This is a genomic window from Streptomyces sp. NPDC050161, from assembly GCF_044460025.1.
Classification (GTDB): domain Bacteria; phylum Actinomycetota; class Actinomycetes; order Streptomycetales; family Streptomycetaceae; genus Streptomyces.
Map to the genome: position 1 here is coordinate 220,739 of NZ_JBITJM010000007.1, position 20,111 is coordinate 240,849.

Below are 20,111 nucleotides of genomic sequence, written 5' to 3' on the forward strand. Positions count from 1 at the left end.
GGGCGCCGGTGATCCGTACGCACCGGACCGCAACCGAACGCCCGTACGCGTACGTCCTGCGCAGTACGGATACATCCGCCGCCGGGCCCGTCCGCCCGCCGGCACCGGCACTCGGCGCACGGCGTGCGGACCGGCGGCGGATTCCCCTTTCCCTGACCTTCCGTCACCGCACCACCGGAGGAATATTCACGGCAACAACAGGCGACAGGGAATGCTGGGCAAAAACCTGGGCAAGAAACGCGGCGCTCTTCACCCGTGACCGGTGCGCCATTTCGGCGATCCGGCACAGAAGCGTGCCCATTTCGAGTCCGTACGGCAACACGGGTGGCCCATGTGCCCGCACCTTCCCGCGGATCTCTCGATTTGACTCATTCGCTCTTTTACAGCGTGTAATTGACGGTATGTCACATCCGATTCCCGGGCACGGTACGCCACCATGCCACGGCACAACACCCCCCAGCGCCCGCTTTTCGACAATTCAGTTACAACGGACCACCAAGGCAACCGGGTTCGCGAAGGGCCACGTCTTGGGCTCGGTAAGCTACGGGACACGAAGCGAGGAAATGCAGCATCAGCCGACTCGACATGAGCACTTGAGCAGGACGGCGATGGGCATGGGAGGACAATTGCGCGGCTCTTTCCGGACGGCAGTGGCGGAACCCGCGAAACGGATTCCCGTCGTGGTCCACGCGCCGGATCCGATCTCCCGAGAAGGAACAATCAGCCAGCTGCGGCAGCACCCGGTGATCGATCTCGTCGACGAGGCGGACGCCCAGGGCGGCGGCGTCGCCGTCCTGCTCACCGAGACCCTCGACGAGACGATGTTCTCCTGGCTGCGCCGGCTGGTGCGCAGCGACGGGCTGCACGCCGTCCTGGTGGTCAGCCTGATACGCGAGGCGGAACTGCTGGAAATCATCGAATGCGGGGTGGGCGCCATCGTCTGGCGGCGCGAGGCCACCGGACAGCGGCTGCTGCAGGCCGTACTCGCCGCCCACCGCGGCGACGGCGATCTGCCGTCCGACCTGCTCGGGCGGCTGATCAGTCAGGTCGGCGCGCTGCGGCCCGGCACCGTGGGCGCCCCCGGCGGTCGCCCGTCCGGGCTCAACCAGCGGGAGGTCGACGCGCTCCGGCTGGTCGCCGAAGGGATGGACACCGGTGAAATAGCCCGCAAGCTGGCCTACTCCGAACGCACCGTCAAGAACATCATGCAGGGCCTGACGACCCGTCTGAACCTGCGCAACCGCGCGCATGCCGTGGCGTACGCCCTGCGCGAGGGATACATCTCGTGAGGGCCGCCACCGGCCGACAGGAGCAACCGCAATGATCCACGAAGTCGACGAAGTACTCAAAGGTCTGCTGACCGGCGGCGTGCTGGCCGGCACCGACATCGAGGTCGCCTTCGACGCACCGACCCGGGAGTGGGCGGCACGCCGCAACGCACCGGCCCTCAACGCCTATCTGTACGACATACGGGAGGACGTCAAGCGGCGCGAACGCGGCTCCCTCCCCGTCCACGACGACCGGGGCATCGTGATACGCCGCCGCCGGCCGCCCCGCTGGTTCCGCCTGTCGTATCTCGTCACCGCCTGGACCAAACGCCCGCAGGACGAACACCGCCTGCTGTCGGCGGCGTTGGCCACACTGCTGCCGAACGAACTGCTGCCGCCCGAGAGCCTGCCGGACTCGCTCGCCGCCCTCGGGCTCAGCGTGCCGCTCACCGTCGGCGGGCTGCACACCGACTCCCGGTCGATGTCCGAGGTCTGGTCGGCGCTCGGCGGCGAACTCAAGCCGTCGCTCGACCTGGTCGTCACCGTGCCGTTCCCCGGCTTCCCCGACTACGACGCGGGGCCGCCGGTCACCGAAGGCGCCGTGGTGCGCGCCCGCGAGATCGAGGGGCCGCCGGACGACGAGCGGGCACACCTGCCGCGCCATCTCACCGGCGCCACCCCGCCCGCGCCGAACACCCGGGAAGCGGAGGAGGCCCGATGACCGGCCCGATGACCGGCAGCGCGCCCACCGCGGAGGGGAACGGCGCCGCAGACGACCCGGTGGGGCCGCTGCTCGCCCGGCTCGCCCGGCTGCGCGACCGGGTCGGCACCCTGGTCGACGCGCGCAGCGCCGGCGACCCCACCGCAGCCGACCCGCTGCGCGGCCTCTACCTGTCCGACGAGGCCGTACGGCACCACCTGCGGCAGCCCGCCGGTTCCCGCCCGCAGGAAGACCCGGCGGGCGAAGGCGACGAGGCGGACGAGGCGGCGGAACCGCACCACGGCGACCGGCTCGGCCGGCTCGCCCACCGCTTCGGACTGACCGCGCTGGACACCACGATCCTGCTGATCGCCGTGGCCCCCGACCTCGACCGCGGATTCGAGCCGCTCTACGGCTACCTCAACGACGACGTCAGCCGCCGACGGGCCACCACCGGTCTCGCCCTCGACCTGTGCGGGCTGCTCGCTCCCGGCGCCGCCGACTCGGGGGCGCGCGGCCGGTTCCACCCGTCGGCGCCGCTGTCAGGCCACGGGCTGCTCCTCGTCGAGGAGACCGAACGCCCCTTCCTCAGCCGCTCCTTGCGCGTCCCCGACCGCGTCGCCGCCCACCTGCTCGGCGACGACACCGCGGACGCCGCGCTGGCCGGATACGTCACCGCGCTGCCCGCGCCCGGTGCGCCCGCGGCCGTCGACGACCCGCTGGCCGGCAAGCTGGCCGCGCGCCTGGATGCCGGGCCGCTCACGGTCTACCTGCGCGAACACCGGGAAGGCGACGGCCTCGCCTGCGCCACCGCGGCCCTGAGCGCCGCCGGGCGAGGTGCCCTCCACTTCAGCCCCGCCGACACCGCCCCCGCCGCCGCGCACGACCCGCACGGCAACCCGGAAGGGGCCGGCCACACCGAACCTGCGGCCTTGGGCCCGGTGCCCCAACTGCTGCGCGAGGCACGGCTCCGCGACTGCGCGATCGTCGTGTCGCCGCTGCCCGAACGGCCGGGACCGCTGATCCGGGCGCTGGCGGCGCCCGACGTACAGGTCCTGTTCGGCGGAACCCGCCCGTACGACCCGCAGTGGTGCGACCAGGACCCGCTGGTGCTGGACGCGCCGCGGCTGCGCTCGGGCGCGACGGACGCGTGGGCGGCGGAGCTGGGCATCGGCACGGACCTGGACGCCGGTTTCGACCTGGCCGATGCCGTCGCGCCCTACCGCCTCGGGAGCGACCGGATCCGCCGCGCCGCCCGCGCCGCGCGGGATCTGGCCGCACTCGACGGCGGCCCGCTGACCGCCGATCACCTGCGGCTCGCCGCCCGGCAGCAGTCCGCGTCCGGCCTGGAACGGCACGCGCGGCGGATCCGGCCCGACGTCGGCTGGGACGATCTGGTGCTGCCGGACGGGCCGTTGACGTATCTGCGGGAGCTGGCGCTGCGCGCCCGGCACCGTGACCGGGTGCTCGGCGACTGGCGGCTGAGCGCCGGAGGCGGCCGTGGCCGCGGGGTGCTGGCGCTGTTCGCCGGGGACTCCGGAACCGGCAAGACCCTGTCGGCCGAGGTGGTCGCCGCCGATCTGGGCCTGGACATGTACGTCGTCCAACTGTCGTCGGTCGTGGACAAGTTCGTCGGTGAGACCGAGAAGAACCTGGAGCGGATCTTCACCGAGGCCGACCGTACCGATGCCGTGCTGCTCTTCGACGAGGCCGACGCCGTCTTCGGCAAGCGCTCCGAGGTCAAGGACGCACACGACCGCTACGCCAACCTGGAGAGCGCCTACCTGCTCCAGCGGCTGGAGGCGTTCGACGGCATCGCGCTGCTCACCACCAACCTGCGGGCCAACATCGACGACGCCTTCACCCGCCGCCTGGACCTGATCGTCGACTTCCCGTTCCCCGACGCCGAGCAGCGGCTCGCCCTGTGGCGGCACAGCCTGGTCCACGTGCCCTGCGCGGATGGCATCGATCCGGGGCCCTGCGCCCGCGACTTCGAGCTGGCCGGCGGTTCGATCCGCAGTGCCGTGGTGACCGCTGCCTACGCGGCGGCAGGGCGCGGCGAGCCGGTCAGCGACGCCGACCTGCTGGCCGGCGCCCGCCGCGAGTACCGCAAGGCGGGCCGCCTCGTCCTCGACGACATGGGCTGGTGAACGGCACCGGCAGATGAAGGAACGGGCGAGGCCCGGCCAGGTCCTTGACGGTCCCGGCCGGGCCTCACTCGTGGGGTACGGCGCCCCTCACTGCTTGTCGACGGACCAACCCTGATCGTCGGTGTCACTGCAGTCGAAGATGGTGAGGGCCTTGTTGTCGGCCATGTCATCGCCCTTTGCCGCGTAGCCGGAGACGTCCAGGCACAGGTTGTTGCTGGTGTAGTTGTGGATCCACCACAGGTTGGTCGTCTCCCGCTTCTCCAGCCACCAGCCCTGGTTGTCGTCGCTCCGGCCGGTGCAGGGGCCCTCCGTGATGTGCGTCTCCTTCGGAGCGGGACCGTTGTCCGGCAGGTCCATGCAGTAGCCGTCCTTGACGTTCTTGATCTGGTAGAGGTCCTTGTTGCCAGGACCCGCGCCCTTGCCCTTGGGCATCAGCTCCAGATTCCAGATCTGGTTCTCCTGCTCGGGGTTTCCGTTGCAGGTCAGCTGGTTGACCGGGCCGCCGATCGTCCCCCTGCCGTAGCCGGGGAGATTGGCGCACTTCCGTGTCGTCCCGTTCCGCAGCAGGACGTTGAAGAACTTCTCCCGCTCGGCCTTCGCCTTCGCCTTGGCCTTCGCCCCACCGTCCCCGTTGCCGCCGTGGGTCGGCTTCGGGTCGGGATCCGGGGCCTTCGGCTCGCTCGGCGTGGGCTTGGGATCCGGCGTCGGCACCTTCTGGACGGCCTCCTGCTCCGTTTTCTCCTGCGCCTTGCTCTGCACGGTCGGCTTGTAGGTCAGCCAGATCATGAGGAAGGCGATGGCCAGCGCCAGCACCATGCTGAGGACCACTCCCAGCCAGCGGGGCAGCAATCCGGGCTGGATGTAGGTACCGCGCACCGGAAGCGGCTCGGCGCCGGAGCGCTGCACCCCGAGGGTGAAGGGCCTGGACTGCTTCGCGCCGGCCCAGATGATCTGCCGCGGCTTCAGCGTGGCCTTGATGAACGCGGCCCGCCCCGGCTGGATCTGGACGTTCGCCGGGTGGATGTCGTACGAGATCTGGTCGCCGTTGTCGCTGCCGTTGATGGAGGCGGTCAGCGCGACGTTGCCGAAGTTGTCGACGGCGAGCTTGGGGCGCCCCCGGAACCGGCCCTTGACCGTCTGCGGCACGAGTTCGGCGCGGACCTCGCTGAACGGCGTGATGGTGACGTTGCCCTCGGGGACGGTGGTGGCCTCCGGGTGTTCCGTCGGGATGATCTGCACCCCGTACGGGTTCGGGCCCGCGGCGGCGTCCGGGGTGCGGGGCGGGGCGAACGTCAGCTCCACCGCGCCGGTCGTGCCCGGGTACAGCCGGATGGTCTGCGGCTCGACCGTCGTCCACGGCGCCAGATCGCCGACCGGCACGCACCGGTACTCGTCGACGACATCGCCGGTATTGCGCAGCCGCAGCCGCACGGTGGTGCTACCGCCCGGGTCCACAGTGGTCGAGGCGGGTTCGAGGGAGGTCCACAGGCTCATATGCCCAGGCTATGGCGGGTGTTGACACGTGTCGCAGGCCACAGGGCACGGTGCGTTGCCCGAAGGTACGCAATGAGCTGCCCTCCGGGGCGGCACACGGGCAACCGGGCCGTCGCCACCGGGGTTCCCGGCAGCCCGGCCCGCGCCACCGGACTCCTTGAGTGCCCCGGAAGCCCGGGGGGTCTGCCCGTACGGTCCTTCCGTCCCTCACTTCCTTCCCGTAGGAGGGTGGACGGGTCCGCCCACCGGTGGCCGAGAACAGCCGTCGCACCCGCTCTGCCACGTCCGGGCCGCCCTGTCACGGCCGCCCGGAACCTCATCCGCACAGCACAAGCTGCCCCTTGGGGCACCGGCTGTGCCCCCGGCCAGGCCCGGAGAGACCTTCCCGCTTCCGCTCCGCCGGACAAAAGTGAAGAGCGTCTGAAACTCGCACGGCCGTCCTACCCCGAGGAGAACCAGAACATGCCGTCGTACCTGTCGCCCGGCGTCTACGTCGAGGAGGTCGCCAGCGGCTCACGTCCGATCGAGGGGGTGGGCACCTCGGTGGCGGCCTTCGTCGGGCTCGCGCCCACCGGGCCCCTCAACCAGCCGACGCTGGTGACCAACTGGTCCCAGTACGTCGCAGCCTTCGGCGAGTTCACCGACGGCTACTACCTCGCGCACTCCGTCTACGGCTTCTTCAACAACGGTGGCTCCGCCGCGTACGTGGTACGCGTCGGCGGCGCGCCCGACGGGGAGAACCCGACGGCCGCCGCGCCGGCCGCGGTCGGGGCCTCGGCCGCGCCCGCCGAGCTGACCCCCGGCGACCCGACCGAGCTTGGCACCTTCGCGGTGCGCGCCATCGCCGCCGGTACCGGCGGCCCGCTCAGCGTCGAGGTCGCCGACCCCGAGGGCGAGGGCCCCGCCGAGCGGTTCAAGCTGATCGTCAAGGACGGCGAGAAGGTCGCCGAGTCCTTCGACGTGACGGCCAAGAAGGGCAACCGCAACTACGTCGTCACGCAGGTCAAGGAGCGCTCCCGGCTGATCACGGTCCAGGAGTCGGCGCCCGCGGGGCAGCTCGCCCGGCCGGAGAACCAGACGGTGGCGCTCGGCCGTGCCACACCGGCCGCCGCACCCGCCGTGCCCGCCCCGGCGCAGAGCGCCCACCCCGGCCCCGCCCAGTACCTCGGCGACTCCGCCGACCGCACCGGCTTCGGCGGCCTGGAGGCGGTCGACGAGATCGCGATGGTCTCCGTTCCCGACCTGATGGCGGCCTACCAGCGCGGCGCCATCGACCTGGAGTCGGTCAAGGCCGTCCAGCTCGGGCTGATCGCGCACTGCGAGCTGATGGGCGACCGCGTCGCCCTCATCGACCCGCCGCCCGGCCTGAACGCCCGTGACATCCGGGTGTGGCGGCAGGAGGGCGCGGGCTACGACTCCAAGTACGCGGCCGTGTACTACCCGTGGGTCAAGGTCTTCGACCCGGCCAGCGGCCAGTCGAAGCTGGTCCCGCCGAGCGGGCACGTGGCCGGTATCTGGGCGCGCAACGACTTCGAGCGCGGCGTGCACAAGGCGCCGGCCAACGAGGTGGTGCGCGGCGCCGTCGACCTGGAGACCCAGATCACCCGCGGCGAGCAGGACCTGCTCAACCCGATCGGCGTCAACTGCATCCGCGCCTTCCCCGGCCGCGGTATCCGCGTCTGGGGTGCCCGCACCCTGTCGTCCGACCCGGCCTGGCGCTACGTCAACATCCGCCGGTACTTCAACTACCTGGAGGAGTCGATCCTGATCGGCACCCAGTGGGTGGTGTTCGAGCCCAACGACGAGGCGCTGTGGGCCCGGATCCGGCGCAATGTGTCGGCCTTCCTCGTCAACGAGTGGCGCAACGGCGCGCTGTTCGGCTCCCGCCCGGAGGACGCCTTCTACGTCAAGTGTGACGCCGAGTCGAACCCGCCGGAGTCGGTGGACCTCGGCCGGGTGATCTGCGAGATCGGCATCGCGCCCGTCAAGCCCGCCGAGTTCGTGATCTTCCGTCTGGCCCAGTTCTCCAGCGGCAGCGGCGAGTTGGAGGAGTAGCGGTTCGCGCCGGGGGCGACCCCGGCCGCCCCGCACAGCGGACGCGCCGCAACAGCGGCCCTCCCGCCCTCAACATCGCCTGATTTCAAGCCACTTCACCACTTCTCCGTCCACCACCACGGACGGACCACGCAGTAAAGGGACGGACAGCGCCTCATGAGCCTTCAGCCCGGTGACGCTCTCACCTCACACAATTTCGGCCTCCAGATCGACGGCGTCATGGTCGAGTACCTGCAGGAGGTCAGCGGCCTGAGCATCGAACAGGACGTCATCGAGTACCAGCAGGTCTCCAGCCAGGGCAAGCCCGTCACGAAGAAGCTGCCCGGCGTCAAGAAGGCGGGCACCTGCACCGTCGTACGCGGTATGACCCAGTCCGCGGCGTTCAACCAGTGGATCACGCAGTCGGTCAACGGCCAGATGGACATGGCCCGCAAGAACGCCACGATCATGGTGATGGACTACATGAACAACCCGGTCAAGCGCTACAACATGCGCAACGCCTGGTGCAGCAAGGTCGACACCAGCACGGTCAAGGCCGGCGAGGCATCCGCGCTGACCGAGAGCGTCACCATCACCTTCGAAGAACTGGTCATCGAGTAATGCGCCGTACGACCACCCGCTCGTCCGTGGCGGCCGACCCGTCCGCCGCCACGGACGAGACCCCCGGGGCCGTGCCGCAGGCCACGGCCCCGGAGCCCGAAGAGCAGCGGCTGCGCACCGAGTTCGCGTTCGAGCTGCCGCGCGGCTACGTCGACGACTCCGGCACCGTGCACCGCAGCGGCTCCATGCGTCTGGCGACCGCCCGGGACGAACTCGTCCCGCTGCGGGACATCAGGGTGCAGGAGAACCCCGCCTATCTGTCGGTGGTGCTGCTCGGCCGGGTCATCACCCGGCTGGGCACGCTGCCCCAGGTGCACGACGGCGTCGTGGAGAACATGTTCGCCTCCGACCTGGCCTTCCTCCAGGACTTCTACCGTCAGGTCAACGCCGAGGGGCACACCAGGGCGGGAGTGACCTGCCCGCACTGCGAGCAGCCGTTCGAGGTGGAGCTGGGCGGGAGCCGCCTGGGGGAATCGTGACGTACGCGGCCGACCGTATTCACGAGGAGATCGCGTACGTCGCCTACCACTTCCACTGGAGTCTGGAGGACATCCTGGACCTCGAACACCGTGACCGGCGGCGCTACGCCGAGGAGATCGCCTCCCTCGTCACGCGCGCATCGACGGAGGGCTGATGGGACTCCTCGACAGGCTGCGCGGACGGCCGCACGCCGCACCCGGCACGGCAGCCGGGAACGGCGGCACACCGGCGGCAGGACCGGCACCGGCGGCCGAGCCGCGCCCCGCCGACGGCACCGGCACCGCCGGCCAGGACCGCAGGGGTCCGGCCGGCTGGGCCGGGCTGCCGCCGATCCAGCGGACGTCCGGCACCCGGTCGCCCGGGCACGTCGCCGACCCCGGCTTCAGCGCCTCGCTGACCACCTGGCAGAACCCGTCCTTCGCCGGGACGCTGTCGCACGCGGTACTCGACGGCGGCCCCGGCGGCCTGGTCAAGGACCTGCTCACCCCGTCGACGGGGCCGTCGGCCGCGCTCGACATGCCGTCGCTGACCCTGCCGGTGGCCGCTCCGCAGCAACCCGCCGAGCCCGGCTCCCCGGTGGGCGACGCGGTCACCTCCCGTGCGGGCACGCCCGGCCCTGAGGCCGCTGCCGCCTCCGCCCTGCCGGTCCGCCGCCCTGCGGGGCCGCGGATCGCGCCGGTCCCGTCCGGCGCCGAACGGGCCGCCAGGCCCGCCACGTTGACCACGGCACCGGCCTCGCCCGCGGTACAGCGGCGGGCCCTGCCGACGGTGGCGGCCCGCACGGCCGCGACGAAGCCCCCGAGCCGGACGACCGGTTCGGCGGGCCCGGGGCCCGGCACCCCTGCCGGGCCGACGACATCGGAGGCGTCAGGGGCATCAGGGGCATCGGAGGCACCAGGGGTACCTGAGGCGTCGGAGACCCCGGCGTCGGAAGGTCCGGCACGGGAGGCGGCGTCTCCTGCCGAGGACGCGCCGTCCAGGCCGTCCGCCGCCGCTCCCGCCGCGCCCTCCGGTCCGCCCGCTCCCCCGGCGCCGTCCGCCCCCGTCGGCCTCGACGTACCCCTCGCGGTGCAGCGCGCCGTCCGCGCGTCCGCCGCCCCCTCGACTCCGGGGCCGGGCTATTCCCCCGGCCCGGCCCCGGATCCCGCCCGGCCGCCGCTCGCGCCGTCCGCACAGGACGGGCCGACGACGGCCGCGGCGACGGCTCCGGTCCAGCGGCGTACCAGCGGATCGGCCCGGCCCACGGCGGCGCGGGCCGGTCTCGGCGCGCCCGCTGACGGCACGCCGTCCCCGCGCCCCGCCACGGCTGCCGCCCCTTCCGCACCGGCGCCCCGGTCCGAGCCCACGGCGACGACCGGTGGCCCGACGACCGGACAGGCCCGCAGGCGCCCGCTGTTGGGCGCCCCGCTGACCACGCCGCCCCCGGACGCGCGCCCCGTCGCCCCGGCCACCGGCACCAACCCCGGCAAGAGCGCCGTCCCGATGACCCGGCCGGCCACCGCCGCCCCCGGAACGGCCCGCCCCACCTCGCGCGGCCCCGGCCTGCGCCCGCCCGCCGCACCCGGATCCACCCCCGTACAGCGAGCGGCGGCATCCCCCGGCTCACCGGCCACCCGGACACCCGGCAGCGCGCCGCAGCGGCCCGGATCGACGGCACCCGGCGGGCTGGACGCGCCTCGTATGCCCAGTGCATCCGGTGTGCCCGGTACGCCTGCTACGCCTGCTACGCCTGGTGTACCGGGCGATGTGTCGCGTTCCGCTGCCGCGTCCGCCGCACGGACCGGGACGGGCTCGGGCTCGGGCTCCACCAGCGGTACGGGACGGCCGCAGGGCAACGAGCCCGTCGGGCCGGGGGGCACGGCACACCCGCCGTCGGCACCGTCCACGCCGTCGGCCTCGCCTTCTGCGCCGTCCCCGGCGTCCCTGCCGTCGCCGCCCACCGCATCGGCCACGACCGAGCCGCCGTCAACTCCCAGCATTTCTCCCGTACTTGCCCCAGCTGCGCCCACAGCTCCCACAGCAGGCGCGCCGGTCAGGCCGGTCGCGCCGGGTACGGCATCGGCCGGAGAGCGGTCCGTACCGACTGCGGGGCGTCCTGCGGTTCAGCGTGCCCTGGGGGTCGGGAAGCCCCTGCCCTCCGGAGCAAGCGCGCCGCGAACCGGTTCGCCCGCCACCGGTCCCGGGGTCTCCCGAGCAGCCGGGCCGGTCACGGCGCCGGTGCGTCCAGGACCCGTGGCCGGTCGCGAACTGCCCGTGCAGCGTGCCGTATCGCCCGCCGCTGAGACGGACGGCGTCCGGCCGTCGGGACCGACGGCGGTCCCGGACGCCGGGCACGGACCGGTACGCCCCGAGCCCAGCCCCGCCGAACCTCAGACACAGAAGCCGACGCCAGCGCAGACACAGTCCCAGGCGCAAACCCAGGCACAGCCTCAGACGCAGCTCCAGACACAGACGCAAGCTCGGCCTCGGCCTGACGCGCAGACGCGGGCGGGCGGCAGCAGGCAGGCGGCCACCCTCCCCCTGTCATCGGCCCGGCCGTTGACGCCCGTTCTGCCGGCTGCCGCGCCCGGACGCACTCCCGTGCAGCGGCGCCGTACGCCCAGCGCCGTGCCGCTCCGCCGTACCCCGCCACAGGCCGCCCCTGGCGCCACCGCCAGGCCAGGCTCCGGCGCGGCCACGGGTTCCGGAGGTGCTGCCCCCCTCGGCCATGCGACGGGGCGGGCCGCGCCTGCGGTGCGTCCTGCCGGGGACCGTTCGGGGTCGGCGGGCCCGGTGGCACAGCGCGCCGCGGCGACGCCGGCGCCGGTGCCGATGTCCCAGGGGAGCGGGCCCGCGCTGCCGGGTGCCGTGCCGCCGGATGCGGCCGGGGCCGGTGGGAATGCCGCTGTGCGGCGGCCCGTTGGGGCCGGATTTCCGGGCGGGGCGGGGCCTTCGGCGCCTTCCGGCAGCCCGGCGGCAGGAGGCGGGGCGTCCGCGCGGCCGATGGTGCAGCGCCTCACCGCGCCAACCGGTGCCGGCCGTTCCCGCGGCGGTGCGCCCACGGGACCTGTCAGGTCCGGTCCCGTTCCGTCCCGGTCGGCGCCTCCCATGCCCGCGCAGTTCGCACCCGTTCCGTCAACACCCCTTCCCTCAACACCACCTCCCGCGGCGCCCGTTCCCACAGTGCCCGTCGCCTCCGGGACCGTCCCCGCCGGGCCATCGGGTTCCGCGGAACGGCCTGGTGGTTCCACGGCCGGTGGTGCGGGAGCGGTCCGGCCGGTGCGCATCGGTTCGGCCCCCGCGCCCGGCGGTCCGCCGTCCGGCGACGTACCCGTGCAACGCGCCGTCTCCGGCGACGGGCCGGCTCCGGTGCCGCGCACTCCCCCCGTCCGCCTCGGCTCATCCGCTGTCCCGGCTCCGTCGGCCCTGCCGGTCCTGCCGGTGCAGCGCAGCGGTGCGAAGGCGCCGCAAGTGCCGCCTGCCGTCCGCCCCGTGACGCCGCCGCCGCTTCCGGCCGCGGCGCCCGCACCGTCCGTCCCCACCGTCCAGCGGGTGCCGGAGTCCGCCCCGGCGACGACGCACCGCACGTCGTCGCATACCTCGCGGGCAGCGGAAGGAACGGGCGGCGACGGGGAGAAGAGCAGCGGCGGGAGCGGCAAGGGCAAAAAGCGCAAGAGGAGCGCATCGGACCATGTCAACGCCCATTTTGACGCACGTAAGCTGACGGACGGCCAACTGGATGAGCTGGTACACAGGTTGATCGGTTCGCTGGTTCCCCGGCTGAAGATCGAACTCCGGATGGACCGGGAGCGCATCGGCAGACTCCGCGACCCGCGCCGCTGACCGCGGCCGAGCGCCCGGCGGCGGACCCCCGGACCTCAGCCAGACCACACAAGCCCGCACACGAAAGGCCGTCCCCGATGCCCAGCGATCTCGACCCGGGATCCACCATCTTCTTCACCCTGACCATCGACGGCGAGAGTCTGGGGTTCTTCAACGGCTGCGAAGGGCTGTCGTCGGAGGTGGAGATCGAGCACCACCAGGAGGGCGGCAACAACGGCTTCGTGTGGCAACTCCCCTCCCGCGTCACCTTCTCCAGCATCCGGCTGACCCGCCCGCTCACTCCCGACACGTCGAAGGTCGCGGCCTGGATCTCCTCGGTCGCCACCGGCGTCAAGCGCCCCACCGCGCAGATCGCCGCGTTGCGCGCGGACGGCTCGCTGGTCGCCCGCTGGGGGCTGATCGACGTACTGCCGGTCCGCTGGCAGGGGCCTTCGCTCGACCCGGCGAACCCGGGTGTCGCCACCGAGGTCCTGGAGATCACCCACCACGGATTCACGGATGCGGGGGCCGCGTGATGGCCAAGTCAGGAGGCAAGGGCGGCGGCAGGAGCGGCGGCAAGGGCGGTGCGGGCAAGAGCCTGGTCCGCGCCTCGCTCGCCATCCACGAACCGCCGATCGGCCAGAGCACCACACCCGGCGCGCTGATGAAGACGTTCAGCTTCGACTTCAACCCGTCGCAGCTCTCGCTGAGCCGCCGCGCGGACTGGAAGACCACTCCGGCACCGGCGGTGCGCGACGGCGCGCTGCCGGAGTTCATGGGCCCCGATCCGCGCGAACTGAGCATGGACGTCTTCCTCGACTCGTCCGACGACCCGGACTCCAACGAGGTGCTGAAGAAGGTCGAGGCGCTGTTCTCCTGCTGTGAGGTGACCTCGGCGAGCCTCGCCGCCAAGCAGCCTTCCACGCCGTGGGTGATCTTCCAGTGGGGAGCCTTCTCCACCGCCCGCTTCACCGCGTACGTCGCGTCCGTGGACGCCACCTACACGCTCTTCGGCACCACAGGTGTGCCGATCCGGGCCACCTGTCAGGTCCAGATGCGGGAGATACCGGACAAGACCAAGGGGCAGAACCCGACGTCCGGCGCGCTCACCGCGCGGCGCGTGCACCGGCTGATCGCGGGTGACTCGCTGCCGTCGCTGGCCTGGCGGGAGTACGGGGACGCCGGCGCCTGGCGGGTGATCGCCGAGAGCAACGGCATCGACGACCCGTCCCGTGTCTCGCCCGGAACCGAACTCATCCTGCCCGCCGTCGAGGAGGTGACCTCCTGATGCCCAAGATCTCCTACTCCAGCGTCATTCACGTCACGGTGAAGGAAACGCCGTTGTCGCCCCTCCTCATGCCCTTGCTGACCGGCGCCTGGGTCGATCTCGGAGCCGGTGTGCCCGGGGCGTTCCAGCTGACCTTCCGTGACCCGAAGCGCAAGGTTCTCCAGGGGGCGGGCATCAAGCTCGGCACCCGGATCAAGCTGGCGCCCGTCGCCGACGGCAAGGGCGCCCAGGACCCGCTGATCACCGGCGAGGTCACGGGCCTGGAGACGGACTACGACGGCACCGGCACCTTCACCGTCGTCCGCGGCTACGACCTGGGTCACCGCCTGCTCCGGCAGCGGCGGGTGACCGGCTACACGAAGATGACCGCCGCCGCCATCGTCCGCAAGCTGGTGAAGGCGAGCGGCATCGCCATCGGGAAGATCGAACCCACCAAGGGCACCTACAACTTCATCACCCAGGACAACATCACCGACTGGGACTTCCTCAGCCGTCTCGCCGACGAGAACGAGAAGGTGATGTTCCTCGACGAGAAGGGCAACTTCCGTTTCGTCAGCCCCGACCGGGCGGCCGGGGCGCCGCCGAAGAGCACTCCGGGCGACAAGAGCCCGTACGTGCTCCAGGGGGGCGTCGACATCCTGCGCTGCCGGGCCGCCGTCACCTCGGCCGACCAGGTGCCGAAGGCCGAGGCGCGCGGCTGGGACGTCGAGGCCAAGAAGCCGCTCTTCGGCACGGCCGACACGTCGAGCAACTCCGGCTTCGGCATCGGCATCACCCCCGGCAAGGCCGCCAAGGCGTTCAGGGCCAGCAACCTGATCGAGACCGGCACGCCCTACGACAGCGATCCGCAGGTCAAGCGGGCGGCGCAGTCGCTGGCCGACGATGTCACCGCGTCCTTCGCCGAGTTGGTGGTCACCGTACGCGGCGCGCCCAAGCTGCGCCCCGACCACCCGGTGACCCTCACCGACGTCGGCGAGCCCTTCGAGGGCAAGTACACCGCGACCGCCGTCCGGCACGTCTTCGAATCGGGCCGGCACTACGAGACGTGGGTGACCGTCAGCGGCCGGCAGTGGCGGTCCCTGTACGGCCTCGCATCGGGCGGCACCCCGGCGGCGCCGAAGCTGCCGAGCGTGGCCAATGCGCTGGTCACGAACATCAAGGACCCCTTGAAGCAGGGCCGGGTGAAGTTGCAGTTCCCCTGGCTCGACGACAAGTACGTCAGTGACTGGACCCGCACCGTGCAGCTGGGCGGCGTCGAGGGCGGCAGCATCATCCCGCTGGACGTCAAGGACGAGGTGCTGGTGGCCTTCGACCGCGGCGCGCTCGACCATCCGTACGTCATCGGCGGTCTCTACAACGGCAAGGACGAGCCGGATGTGAACGATGTGCCGCTGCACGACCGGATCAGCGGGAAGGCGAGCCGGCACACCGTCGCCGACCGGGAGAACAACCGCATGGACCTGCTCAGCCAGAAGTCCGGCCGGCGCAAACGCGGGGTGCGGCTGCGGACCGGCGACAACCGGCTGACCATCGAACTGGACCGCACCAAGACCGAGATCACGGTGGACAGCGCGGGCCGGGTCAGCATCAAGGGCGCCGGGATGGTGGACGTCGAGGCCGGCGCCGACCTGAACCTGAGGTCGGGCGGCGTGATGAACCTGACCGCGGGCGGTGCCATGAACCTGACCGCGGGCGGGGCGATGTCGGTCAAGGGCGGTGCCGAACTGGGCCTCCAGGCAGGTGGCGTCTTCAACCTCAACGCGGCGGGCGCCGGCATGATCGACGTGGGCGGCATGCTGCACATGGCGGCCGGGGCCGAGGCGAACCTCTTGGCGGGCGCGGCCCTCCAGATCCTGGCGCCGGGCAACATCGCCATCGGAGGCGCGGAGGTCGCGCTGGTCGGCTATGTCACCGCAGACGGGATACCGGTGATCTGATGCCGGAACAATTCGTCGGCTCGGGGTGGGCGTTCCCCCTGCGCATCGGCCCGACCGGAGGCATCGCCCTGGTCACCGGTGAGCGGGAGATCGAGGAGGCCATCCATCTGGTGCTGGCCACCGCCCCGGGCGAGCGGCCGATGCGCCCCGAATTCGGCTGCGCCATCCACGACATGGTCTTCGCGCCGATCAACGAGGCCACCGCGGGCCGGATCCAGCACGAGGTGCACACCAGCCTGGACCGCTGGGAACCGCGGATCGAGGTGCACGAGGTGGAGGTGACCGCCGCCGACGAACCCGGGGTGCTCTTCATCGACGTGCGCTACGCGGTCCGCGGCACCAACAACCCCCGCAACCTCGTCTTCCCCTTCTACGTCATCCCCGCCCACGACGGGCCCCACACCGACTCCGTATCCGGCTCCGGATCCGCGCCCGGCGGCGCGGGCGGACCGGCCACCGAAAGCGACCGCTGATGGCACTGCCCTCCCCCAACCTCGACGACCGGCGCTTCCAGCAGTTCGTCGACGACGCCAAGCGCTACATCCAGCGACGCGCCCCGGAGTGGACCGACCACAACGTGTCCGACCCGGGCGTCACCCTCGTGGAGACGGTCGCCCACATGGCCGACCAGATCGTCTACCGCCTCAACCGTGTCCCCGACAAGAACCACCTGGCCTTCCTCGACCTCGTCGGGATCACCCTCTTCCCGCCGTCCGCCGCGCGCACCGACATGACGTTCTGGCTCTCCGCCGCGCAGGAGGACCCGGTCCTCGTCCCCGTCGGGACGGAGACCGCCACCGTGCGGGCCGACGGCGAGGAGCCCGTGGTCTTCGCCACCGAGCGCGAACTGACCGTGATTCCCTGCGAGTTGAGGCATCTTGCGGTGCAGAACGACGGGCAGCCCGTCGCCGACCGCACGACGGAGCTGGCCGAGGGCGAGGACCTGCTGTGCTTCACCGAGTCCCCCCGGCCGGGCGACTGCATGCTGCTGGGGCTCAGCGCCGCCGTGCCGCACTGCGCGGTGGCACTGCGCCTCGACAGCCAGGTCGACGGTGTCGGCGTGGACCCGCGGCAGCCCCCGCTGGTGTGGGAGGCGTGGACCGCCGACGGGTGGGTGGTGTGCGAGGTCGACGAGGACACCACCGGTGGTCTGAACCGGCCGGGTGACGTCGTCCTGCACATACCCGGCGGGCACATACTCTCCCGCTCGGGCCGCAACGAGGCGGGCTGGGTGCGCTGCCGGGTCACCGAACCCGAGACCGGCCAGCCCTTCTTCACCACCTCCCCCACCGTGCGGGCCGCGGAGGCGTTCACGCTGGGCGGTACGGTGCCCGCCGTGCACGCCGAGCGGATCTCGGACGAGACCCTGGGCGAGGCCACCGGACTGCCGGGGCAGCGGCTGCGTCTTGCCCACTCGCCCGTCGTCGGCGACATTCCCCCGCTGCGCCTCCAAGTCGCCGAGTACGACGGCTGGGTGGACTGGGAGGTCGTCCCGCACTTCGCCGCGTCCGGGCCCGACGACCGCCATCTCACCCTCGACGCGGCGACCGGCGAGATCGCCTTCGGCCCCGCGGTCCGCGAACCCGACGGCTCGCTGCGCAGGTACGGCGCCGTGCCGCCCAAGGGCGCCGCCATCCGGGCCCGGCACTACCGCACCGGCGGTGGCCGCACCGGCAACGTCGCCCGCGGCGCCATCCGGGCCCTGCGTGACTCCGTGCCCTACGTCGCCGAGGTCACCAACCGCGAGGCCGCGCAGGGCGGGGTGGACGGCGAGACGGTGGCCGAGGCCAGGGCCCGCGCCCCCATCACGCTCCGGGCGCAGGACCGCGCGGTGACCCTGCGCGACTACGAGGAGCTGGCCCGCAGGGCCGCGCCCGAGACCGCCCGCATCACCTGCCTGGCAGGCGACGAGGACGAGCACGGCGCGCACGCGGTGCGGGTCCTGGTCGTCCCGCAGGCGGTGCCCGACCCCGGCGGGCGGCTCCGCTTCGAACAGCTGGTGCCCGCCGACTCGTTGCTCGACCGGGTCACCCGCTATCTCGACGAACGGCGCCTGATCGGCACCAGGCTGGCGGTGGGCCCGCCCTACTACCAGGGCATCACCGTCGTCGCGACGCTGCACGCCTTCCGCGGCGTCGACGTGGACCGGGTACGGCGGCAGGCGCACGACGCGCTGTACCGGCACATCGACCCGCTCACCGGCGGGGCCGACGGGAAGGGCTGGCCGTTCGGCCGTCCCGTCCAGGCGGGCGAGATCTTCGCGGTGCTCCAGCGCGTGGCGGGTGTGGAGCTGGTCGACGAGGTGCTGCTGCACCCGGCCGACCCGCTCACCGGCAAGCGCGGCGACCAGACCGACCGGATCGATCTCGACGCGCCGTCCCTGGTCTTCTCCTTCGACCACCGCGTCCGGGTGATCGGGGACGGCTCGTGAGGGGATCCATCGACGGCCTCGACTCCTCGGCGCCGCTGGGCGAGATGCTGCCCGCCGCCTTCGCGGACGACGTCCTGGCGCAGCATTTCGTCGCCGGGCTCGACGAGGTGCTCGCGCCGATCCTCAGCGTCCTGGACTGCCTGGACTCGTACTTCACGCCCTCGCTCGCCCCGGTCGACTTCACCCGCTGGATCGGCTGGTGGATCGGCGCCGACACGGACGGCATCGAGGACGACGAGGCGGGGTCCGAGGCGCGGCTGCGGGCCGCGGTCGCCGCTGCCGCCTATCTGCACCGCGTCCGGGGCACCCGCAAGGGGCTGACCGAGGCGGTGCGGCTGGCGTTCGGCGTGGAGCCGGAGATCACCGAGAGCGGCGGCTCGGCCTGGAGCGCCCGGCCGCGCGGCCCGGCCCCCGGTGAGCCGCGCCCCCGGCTGCACGTCACCGTCCGGCTCGCCGACCCGTCCCCCGCTGACACCCACCGTCTCGACGACCTGGTGGCAGCCGCCCGACCCGCCCACATGCCCTACACGGTCCAGGTGACCGCAGCGGAAAGGACCTCACCGACATGACCAGCAGCCGGGCCTCCGGCGCCCGCGGGGGAGAAGAACGCGCCTTGGCCTGCGACCAGTGCGGCACGCGGCACGAGCCGGGAGCGCCGTTCTGCGACACCTGCGGTGCGGTGCTGCGCTGGACCCCCGGTTCGGCAGCCGCATCCGGCACGCCTGCGGAGAACACCGGCCCGTCGGCCGGCGGCGCGCAACCCGGTGGCGCGCAGCCGGACGAGGCCGATTCCGACACCGAGGAACTGCCGCCGGTCCGGCAGGACGGGGCGGCACCCGCCGCGGCGGAACCGGCGTCACCGGCCGCCCCCGCGTACGGTGCGGGCCGGCCCGCCGACCGGCCGGCGGAACAGGACGGGCAGCCTGCCGGACACGCCGCGGGCGGTGGCCCGGACGCCGGACCGCTCCCCGCTGAGACGGGCGGCGGCGCCGACTCGGCGACCGACCGGGCCAGGGCACTGCTCATCCCGGTCGCCGACCCCCAGGCCCCGCAGGACCAGCCTCCCTCGGTGGCCCCGGTCCTGCCGGGACGTCCCGCGCCTGCCCGGCCCGAGGTCCGTGCGCCGAGCGAGCCGGAACTCATGGGCGGCATCGCCTGCCCCTGGTGCGGCACCGCCAACCAGCCGACGCGGCACTTCTGCGCACGGTGCGCGATGCCCATGGCCAGCGGCCCGGTGAACCCGGCGCGCAGGCCGTGGTGGCGGCGGCTGCGCGACCACCGCAACCGGGAGGCCCCCTGGGCCGGTGACCGTCCGCGGCTGCGCCGTCAGTTGGGGCGCATCCTGCGCTGGGTGGTGGGCGCCGCGGTGGTGGCGTTGGTGGTGACGGGCCTGTTCCACACCGGGCAGGCCGTCGACGCGATACGCGACCACTTCTCGAAGCGGGCCCCGATCACCCCGGACTCGTACCAGGCCAAGCGCTCCTATCCGGGCCACGGGCCGAACCTGGCGTTCGACCCGTTCAACAACACCTGGTGGGGCCCCGGCGTCACACCGGGCGAAGGGGAGTGGCTGGAGGCCCGCTTCGACGAGCCGGCCCGTCTGCTGGACATCGGGATCACACCGGGCGAGTCGACGCACGCGGACACCCTCGGCAAGAGCTCGCTCCCGCACCGGATCGAGGCCCGCATCACCACGGACGACGGGAAGGTCACCACCCAGGACATCGTCCTCGACCAGGGCAGCGGCTTCCAGCACCGGCCCTTCAGGTTCCAGAACGTCACCTCGGTGCGTTTCACCGTGCGTTCGGTGTACAGCACCGCGAAGAAGCAGGTGGCCATCGCCGCGATCGAGTTCTTCGGGCCGTCCCACGGCGGTTCGTGACCGGTCGGGGTGTGCGGCGGCCCGC

19 protein-coding genes are annotated in these 20,111 nt (G+C 72.7%); 15 read left to right on the forward strand and 4 right to left on the reverse strand.

All coding sequences use genetic code 11. The features are described from left to right. Window positions 1-163 precede the first annotated feature (163 nt). On the reverse strand, window positions 164-301 hold the full coding sequence (locus ACIBK8_RS15310) for a hypothetical protein (protein WP_399042279.1): 138 nt from the start codon (window positions 299-301) through the stop codon (window positions 164-166). A 313-nt stretch (window positions 302-614) separates the two neighbouring features. Here ACIBK8_RS15310 and ACIBK8_RS15315 point away from each other — a divergent pair, with 313 nt between their 5' ends. The 3 genes from ACIBK8_RS15315 to ACIBK8_RS15325 are packed head-to-tail and all read left to right on the forward strand — an operon-like array spanning window position 615 to window position 4,118. Then, a complete protein-coding gene (locus ACIBK8_RS15315) occupies window positions 615-1,289 on the forward strand; it encodes a response regulator transcription factor (RefSeq protein ID WP_393687892.1) in 675 nt (224 codons plus the stop codon). Window positions 1,290-1,320: 31 nt separating this feature from the next. Further along, window positions 1,321-1,989, forward strand: a complete 669-nt coding sequence (locus ACIBK8_RS15320; protein WP_399042281.1) for a DUF4255 domain-containing protein — start codon at window positions 1,321-1,323, stop codon at window positions 1,987-1,989. Then, window positions 1,986-4,118, forward strand: coding sequence for an ATP-binding protein (locus ACIBK8_RS15325; RefSeq protein WP_399042282.1), 2,133 nt, complete (start codon window positions 1,986-1,988; stop codon window positions 4,116-4,118). The genes ACIBK8_RS15320 and ACIBK8_RS15325 overlap by 4 nt, the downstream gene beginning before the upstream one ends. 87 nt (window positions 4,119-4,205) lie before the next feature. Here the strand turns inward: ACIBK8_RS15325 and ACIBK8_RS15330 are convergent, their stop codons facing one another. Beyond that, window positions 4,206-5,612 carry an RICIN domain-containing protein gene (locus ACIBK8_RS15330; protein WP_399042284.1) on the reverse strand — a complete coding sequence of 469 codons (1,407 nt, stop codon included), beginning with the start codon at window positions 5,610-5,612 and terminating at the stop codon, window positions 4,206-4,208. Between the two features lie 462 nt (window positions 5,613-6,074). On the opposite strand from ACIBK8_RS15330, the gene ACIBK8_RS15335 reads away from it, so the two are divergent. The 4 genes from ACIBK8_RS15335 (at window position 6,075) to ACIBK8_RS15350 (ending at window position 8,901) form a co-directional block, all read left to right on the forward strand. After that, window positions 6,075-7,667 (forward strand): phage tail sheath family protein, encoded by a 1,593-nt coding sequence (locus ACIBK8_RS15335; protein WP_399042285.1) that lies wholly within the window; start codon window positions 6,075-6,077, stop codon window positions 7,665-7,667. A gap of 156 nt (window positions 7,668-7,823) precedes the next feature. Beyond that, on the forward strand, window positions 7,824-8,267 hold the full coding sequence (locus tag ACIBK8_RS15340) for a phage tail protein (protein WP_393687883.1): 444 nt from the start codon (window positions 7,824-7,826) through the stop codon (window positions 8,265-8,267). Beyond that, on the forward strand, window positions 8,267-8,746 hold the full coding sequence (locus ACIBK8_RS15345; protein WP_393687881.1) for a hypothetical protein: 480 nt from the start codon (window positions 8,267-8,269) through the stop codon (window positions 8,744-8,746). The genes ACIBK8_RS15340 and ACIBK8_RS15345 overlap by 1 nt, the downstream gene beginning before the upstream one ends. Continuing rightward, entirely contained in the window at window positions 8,743-8,901 is a 159-nt protein-coding gene (locus tag ACIBK8_RS15350) for a DUF6760 family protein (protein ID WP_227047639.1), read from the forward strand. Before ACIBK8_RS15345 ends, ACIBK8_RS15350 begins: the two co-directional genes overlap by 4 nt. Here the strand turns inward: ACIBK8_RS15350 and ACIBK8_RS15355 are convergent. Then, on the reverse strand, window positions 8,876-9,586 hold the full coding sequence (locus tag ACIBK8_RS15355; RefSeq protein WP_399042286.1) for a hypothetical protein: 711 nt from the start codon (window positions 9,584-9,586) through the stop codon (window positions 8,876-8,878). The two genes, ACIBK8_RS15350 and ACIBK8_RS15355, sit on opposite strands and share 26 nt — an antisense overlap. Window positions 9,587-9,865: 279 nt before the next feature. Then, a complete protein-coding gene (locus tag ACIBK8_RS15360; protein WP_399042287.1) occupies window positions 9,866-10,726 on the reverse strand; it encodes a hypothetical protein in 861 nt (286 codons plus the stop codon). 1,552 nt (window positions 10,727-12,278) lie between these two features. Between ACIBK8_RS15360 and ACIBK8_RS15365 the strand changes: the two genes are divergently transcribed. The 8 genes from ACIBK8_RS15365 (at window position 12,279) to ACIBK8_RS15400 (ending at window position 20,086) form a co-directional block, all read left to right on the forward strand. Continuing rightward, a complete protein-coding gene (locus ACIBK8_RS15365; protein ID WP_399042288.1) occupies window positions 12,279-12,569 on the forward strand; it encodes a hypothetical protein in 291 nt (96 codons plus the stop codon). A 77-nt stretch (window positions 12,570-12,646) separates the two neighbouring features. Then, complete coding sequence (locus tag ACIBK8_RS15370; RefSeq protein WP_393687874.1) at window positions 12,647-13,084, forward strand: phage tail protein; 438 nt, start codon at window positions 12,647-12,649, stop codon at window positions 13,082-13,084. Then, window positions 13,084-13,836 carry a peptidase M23 gene (locus tag ACIBK8_RS15375; RefSeq protein WP_399042289.1) on the forward strand — a complete coding sequence of 251 codons (753 nt, stop codon included), beginning with the start codon at window positions 13,084-13,086 and terminating at the stop codon, window positions 13,834-13,836. Before ACIBK8_RS15370 ends, ACIBK8_RS15375 begins: the two co-directional genes overlap by 1 nt. Next, window positions 13,836-15,773: a VgrG-related protein gene (locus tag ACIBK8_RS15380; RefSeq protein WP_399042290.1), complete on the forward strand. Its 1,938-nt coding sequence runs from the start codon at window positions 13,836-13,838 to the stop codon at window positions 15,771-15,773. Before ACIBK8_RS15375 ends, ACIBK8_RS15380 begins: the two co-directional genes overlap by 1 nt. Further along, window positions 15,773-16,246, forward strand: a complete 474-nt coding sequence (locus tag ACIBK8_RS15385) for a GPW/gp25 family protein (RefSeq protein ID WP_399042291.1) — start codon at window positions 15,773-15,775, stop codon at window positions 16,244-16,246. The genes ACIBK8_RS15380 and ACIBK8_RS15385 overlap by 1 nt, the downstream gene beginning before the upstream one ends. After that, entirely contained in the window at window positions 16,246-18,204 is a 1,959-nt protein-coding gene (locus ACIBK8_RS15390; protein ID WP_399042292.1) for a putative baseplate assembly protein, read from the forward strand. The genes ACIBK8_RS15385 and ACIBK8_RS15390 overlap by 1 nt, the downstream gene beginning before the upstream one ends. Next, window positions 18,201-18,773, forward strand: coding sequence for a phage tail protein (locus ACIBK8_RS15395; protein ID WP_399042293.1), 573 nt, complete (start codon window positions 18,201-18,203; stop codon window positions 18,771-18,773). Before ACIBK8_RS15390 ends, ACIBK8_RS15395 begins: the two co-directional genes overlap by 4 nt. Further along, window positions 18,770-20,086, forward strand: coding sequence for an NADase-type glycan-binding domain-containing protein (locus ACIBK8_RS15400; RefSeq protein WP_399042294.1), 1,317 nt, complete (start codon window positions 18,770-18,772; stop codon window positions 20,084-20,086). Before ACIBK8_RS15395 ends, ACIBK8_RS15400 begins: the two co-directional genes overlap by 4 nt. The last annotated feature ends 25 nt before the right edge of the window (window positions 20,087-20,111 follow it).

Coding starts and splice junctions, on each gene's coding strand:
- ACIBK8_RS15310 (WP_399042279.1), bottom strand. CDS start 301: ATGGGCACGCTTCTGTGCCGGATCGCCGAAATGGCGCACCGGTCACGG.
- ACIBK8_RS15315 (WP_393687892.1), top strand. CDS start 615: ATGGGAGGACAATTGCGCGGCTCTTTCCGGACGGCAGTGGCGGAACCC.
- ACIBK8_RS15320 (WP_399042281.1), top strand. CDS start 1,321: ATGATCCACGAAGTCGACGAAGTACTCAAAGGTCTGCTGACCGGCGGC.
- ACIBK8_RS15325 (WP_399042282.1), top strand. CDS start 1,986: ATGACCGGCCCGATGACCGGCAGCGCGCCCACCGCGGAGGGGAACGGC.
- ACIBK8_RS15330 (WP_399042284.1), bottom strand. CDS start 5,612: ATGAGCCTGTGGACCTCCCTCGAACCCGCCTCGACCACTGTGGACCCG.
- ACIBK8_RS15335 (WP_399042285.1), top strand. CDS start 6,075: ATGCCGTCGTACCTGTCGCCCGGCGTCTACGTCGAGGAGGTCGCCAGC.
- ACIBK8_RS15340 (WP_393687883.1), top strand. CDS start 7,824: ATGAGCCTTCAGCCCGGTGACGCTCTCACCTCACACAATTTCGGCCTC.
- ACIBK8_RS15345 (WP_393687881.1), top strand. CDS start 8,267: ATGCGCCGTACGACCACCCGCTCGTCCGTGGCGGCCGACCCGTCCGCC.
- ACIBK8_RS15360 (WP_399042287.1), bottom strand. CDS start 10,726: ATGCTGGGAGTTGACGGCGGCTCGGTCGTGGCCGATGCGGTGGGCGGC.
- ACIBK8_RS15370 (WP_393687874.1), top strand. CDS start 12,647: ATGCCCAGCGATCTCGACCCGGGATCCACCATCTTCTTCACCCTGACC.
- ACIBK8_RS15375 (WP_399042289.1), top strand. CDS start 13,084: ATGGCCAAGTCAGGAGGCAAGGGCGGCGGCAGGAGCGGCGGCAAGGGC.
- ACIBK8_RS15380 (WP_399042290.1), top strand. CDS start 13,836: ATGCCCAAGATCTCCTACTCCAGCGTCATTCACGTCACGGTGAAGGAA.
- ACIBK8_RS15385 (WP_399042291.1), top strand. CDS start 15,773: ATGCCGGAACAATTCGTCGGCTCGGGGTGGGCGTTCCCCCTGCGCATC.
- ACIBK8_RS15390 (WP_399042292.1), top strand. CDS start 16,246: ATGGCACTGCCCTCCCCCAACCTCGACGACCGGCGCTTCCAGCAGTTC.
- ACIBK8_RS15400 (WP_399042294.1), top strand. CDS start 18,770: ATGACCAGCAGCCGGGCCTCCGGCGCCCGCGGGGGAGAAGAACGCGCC.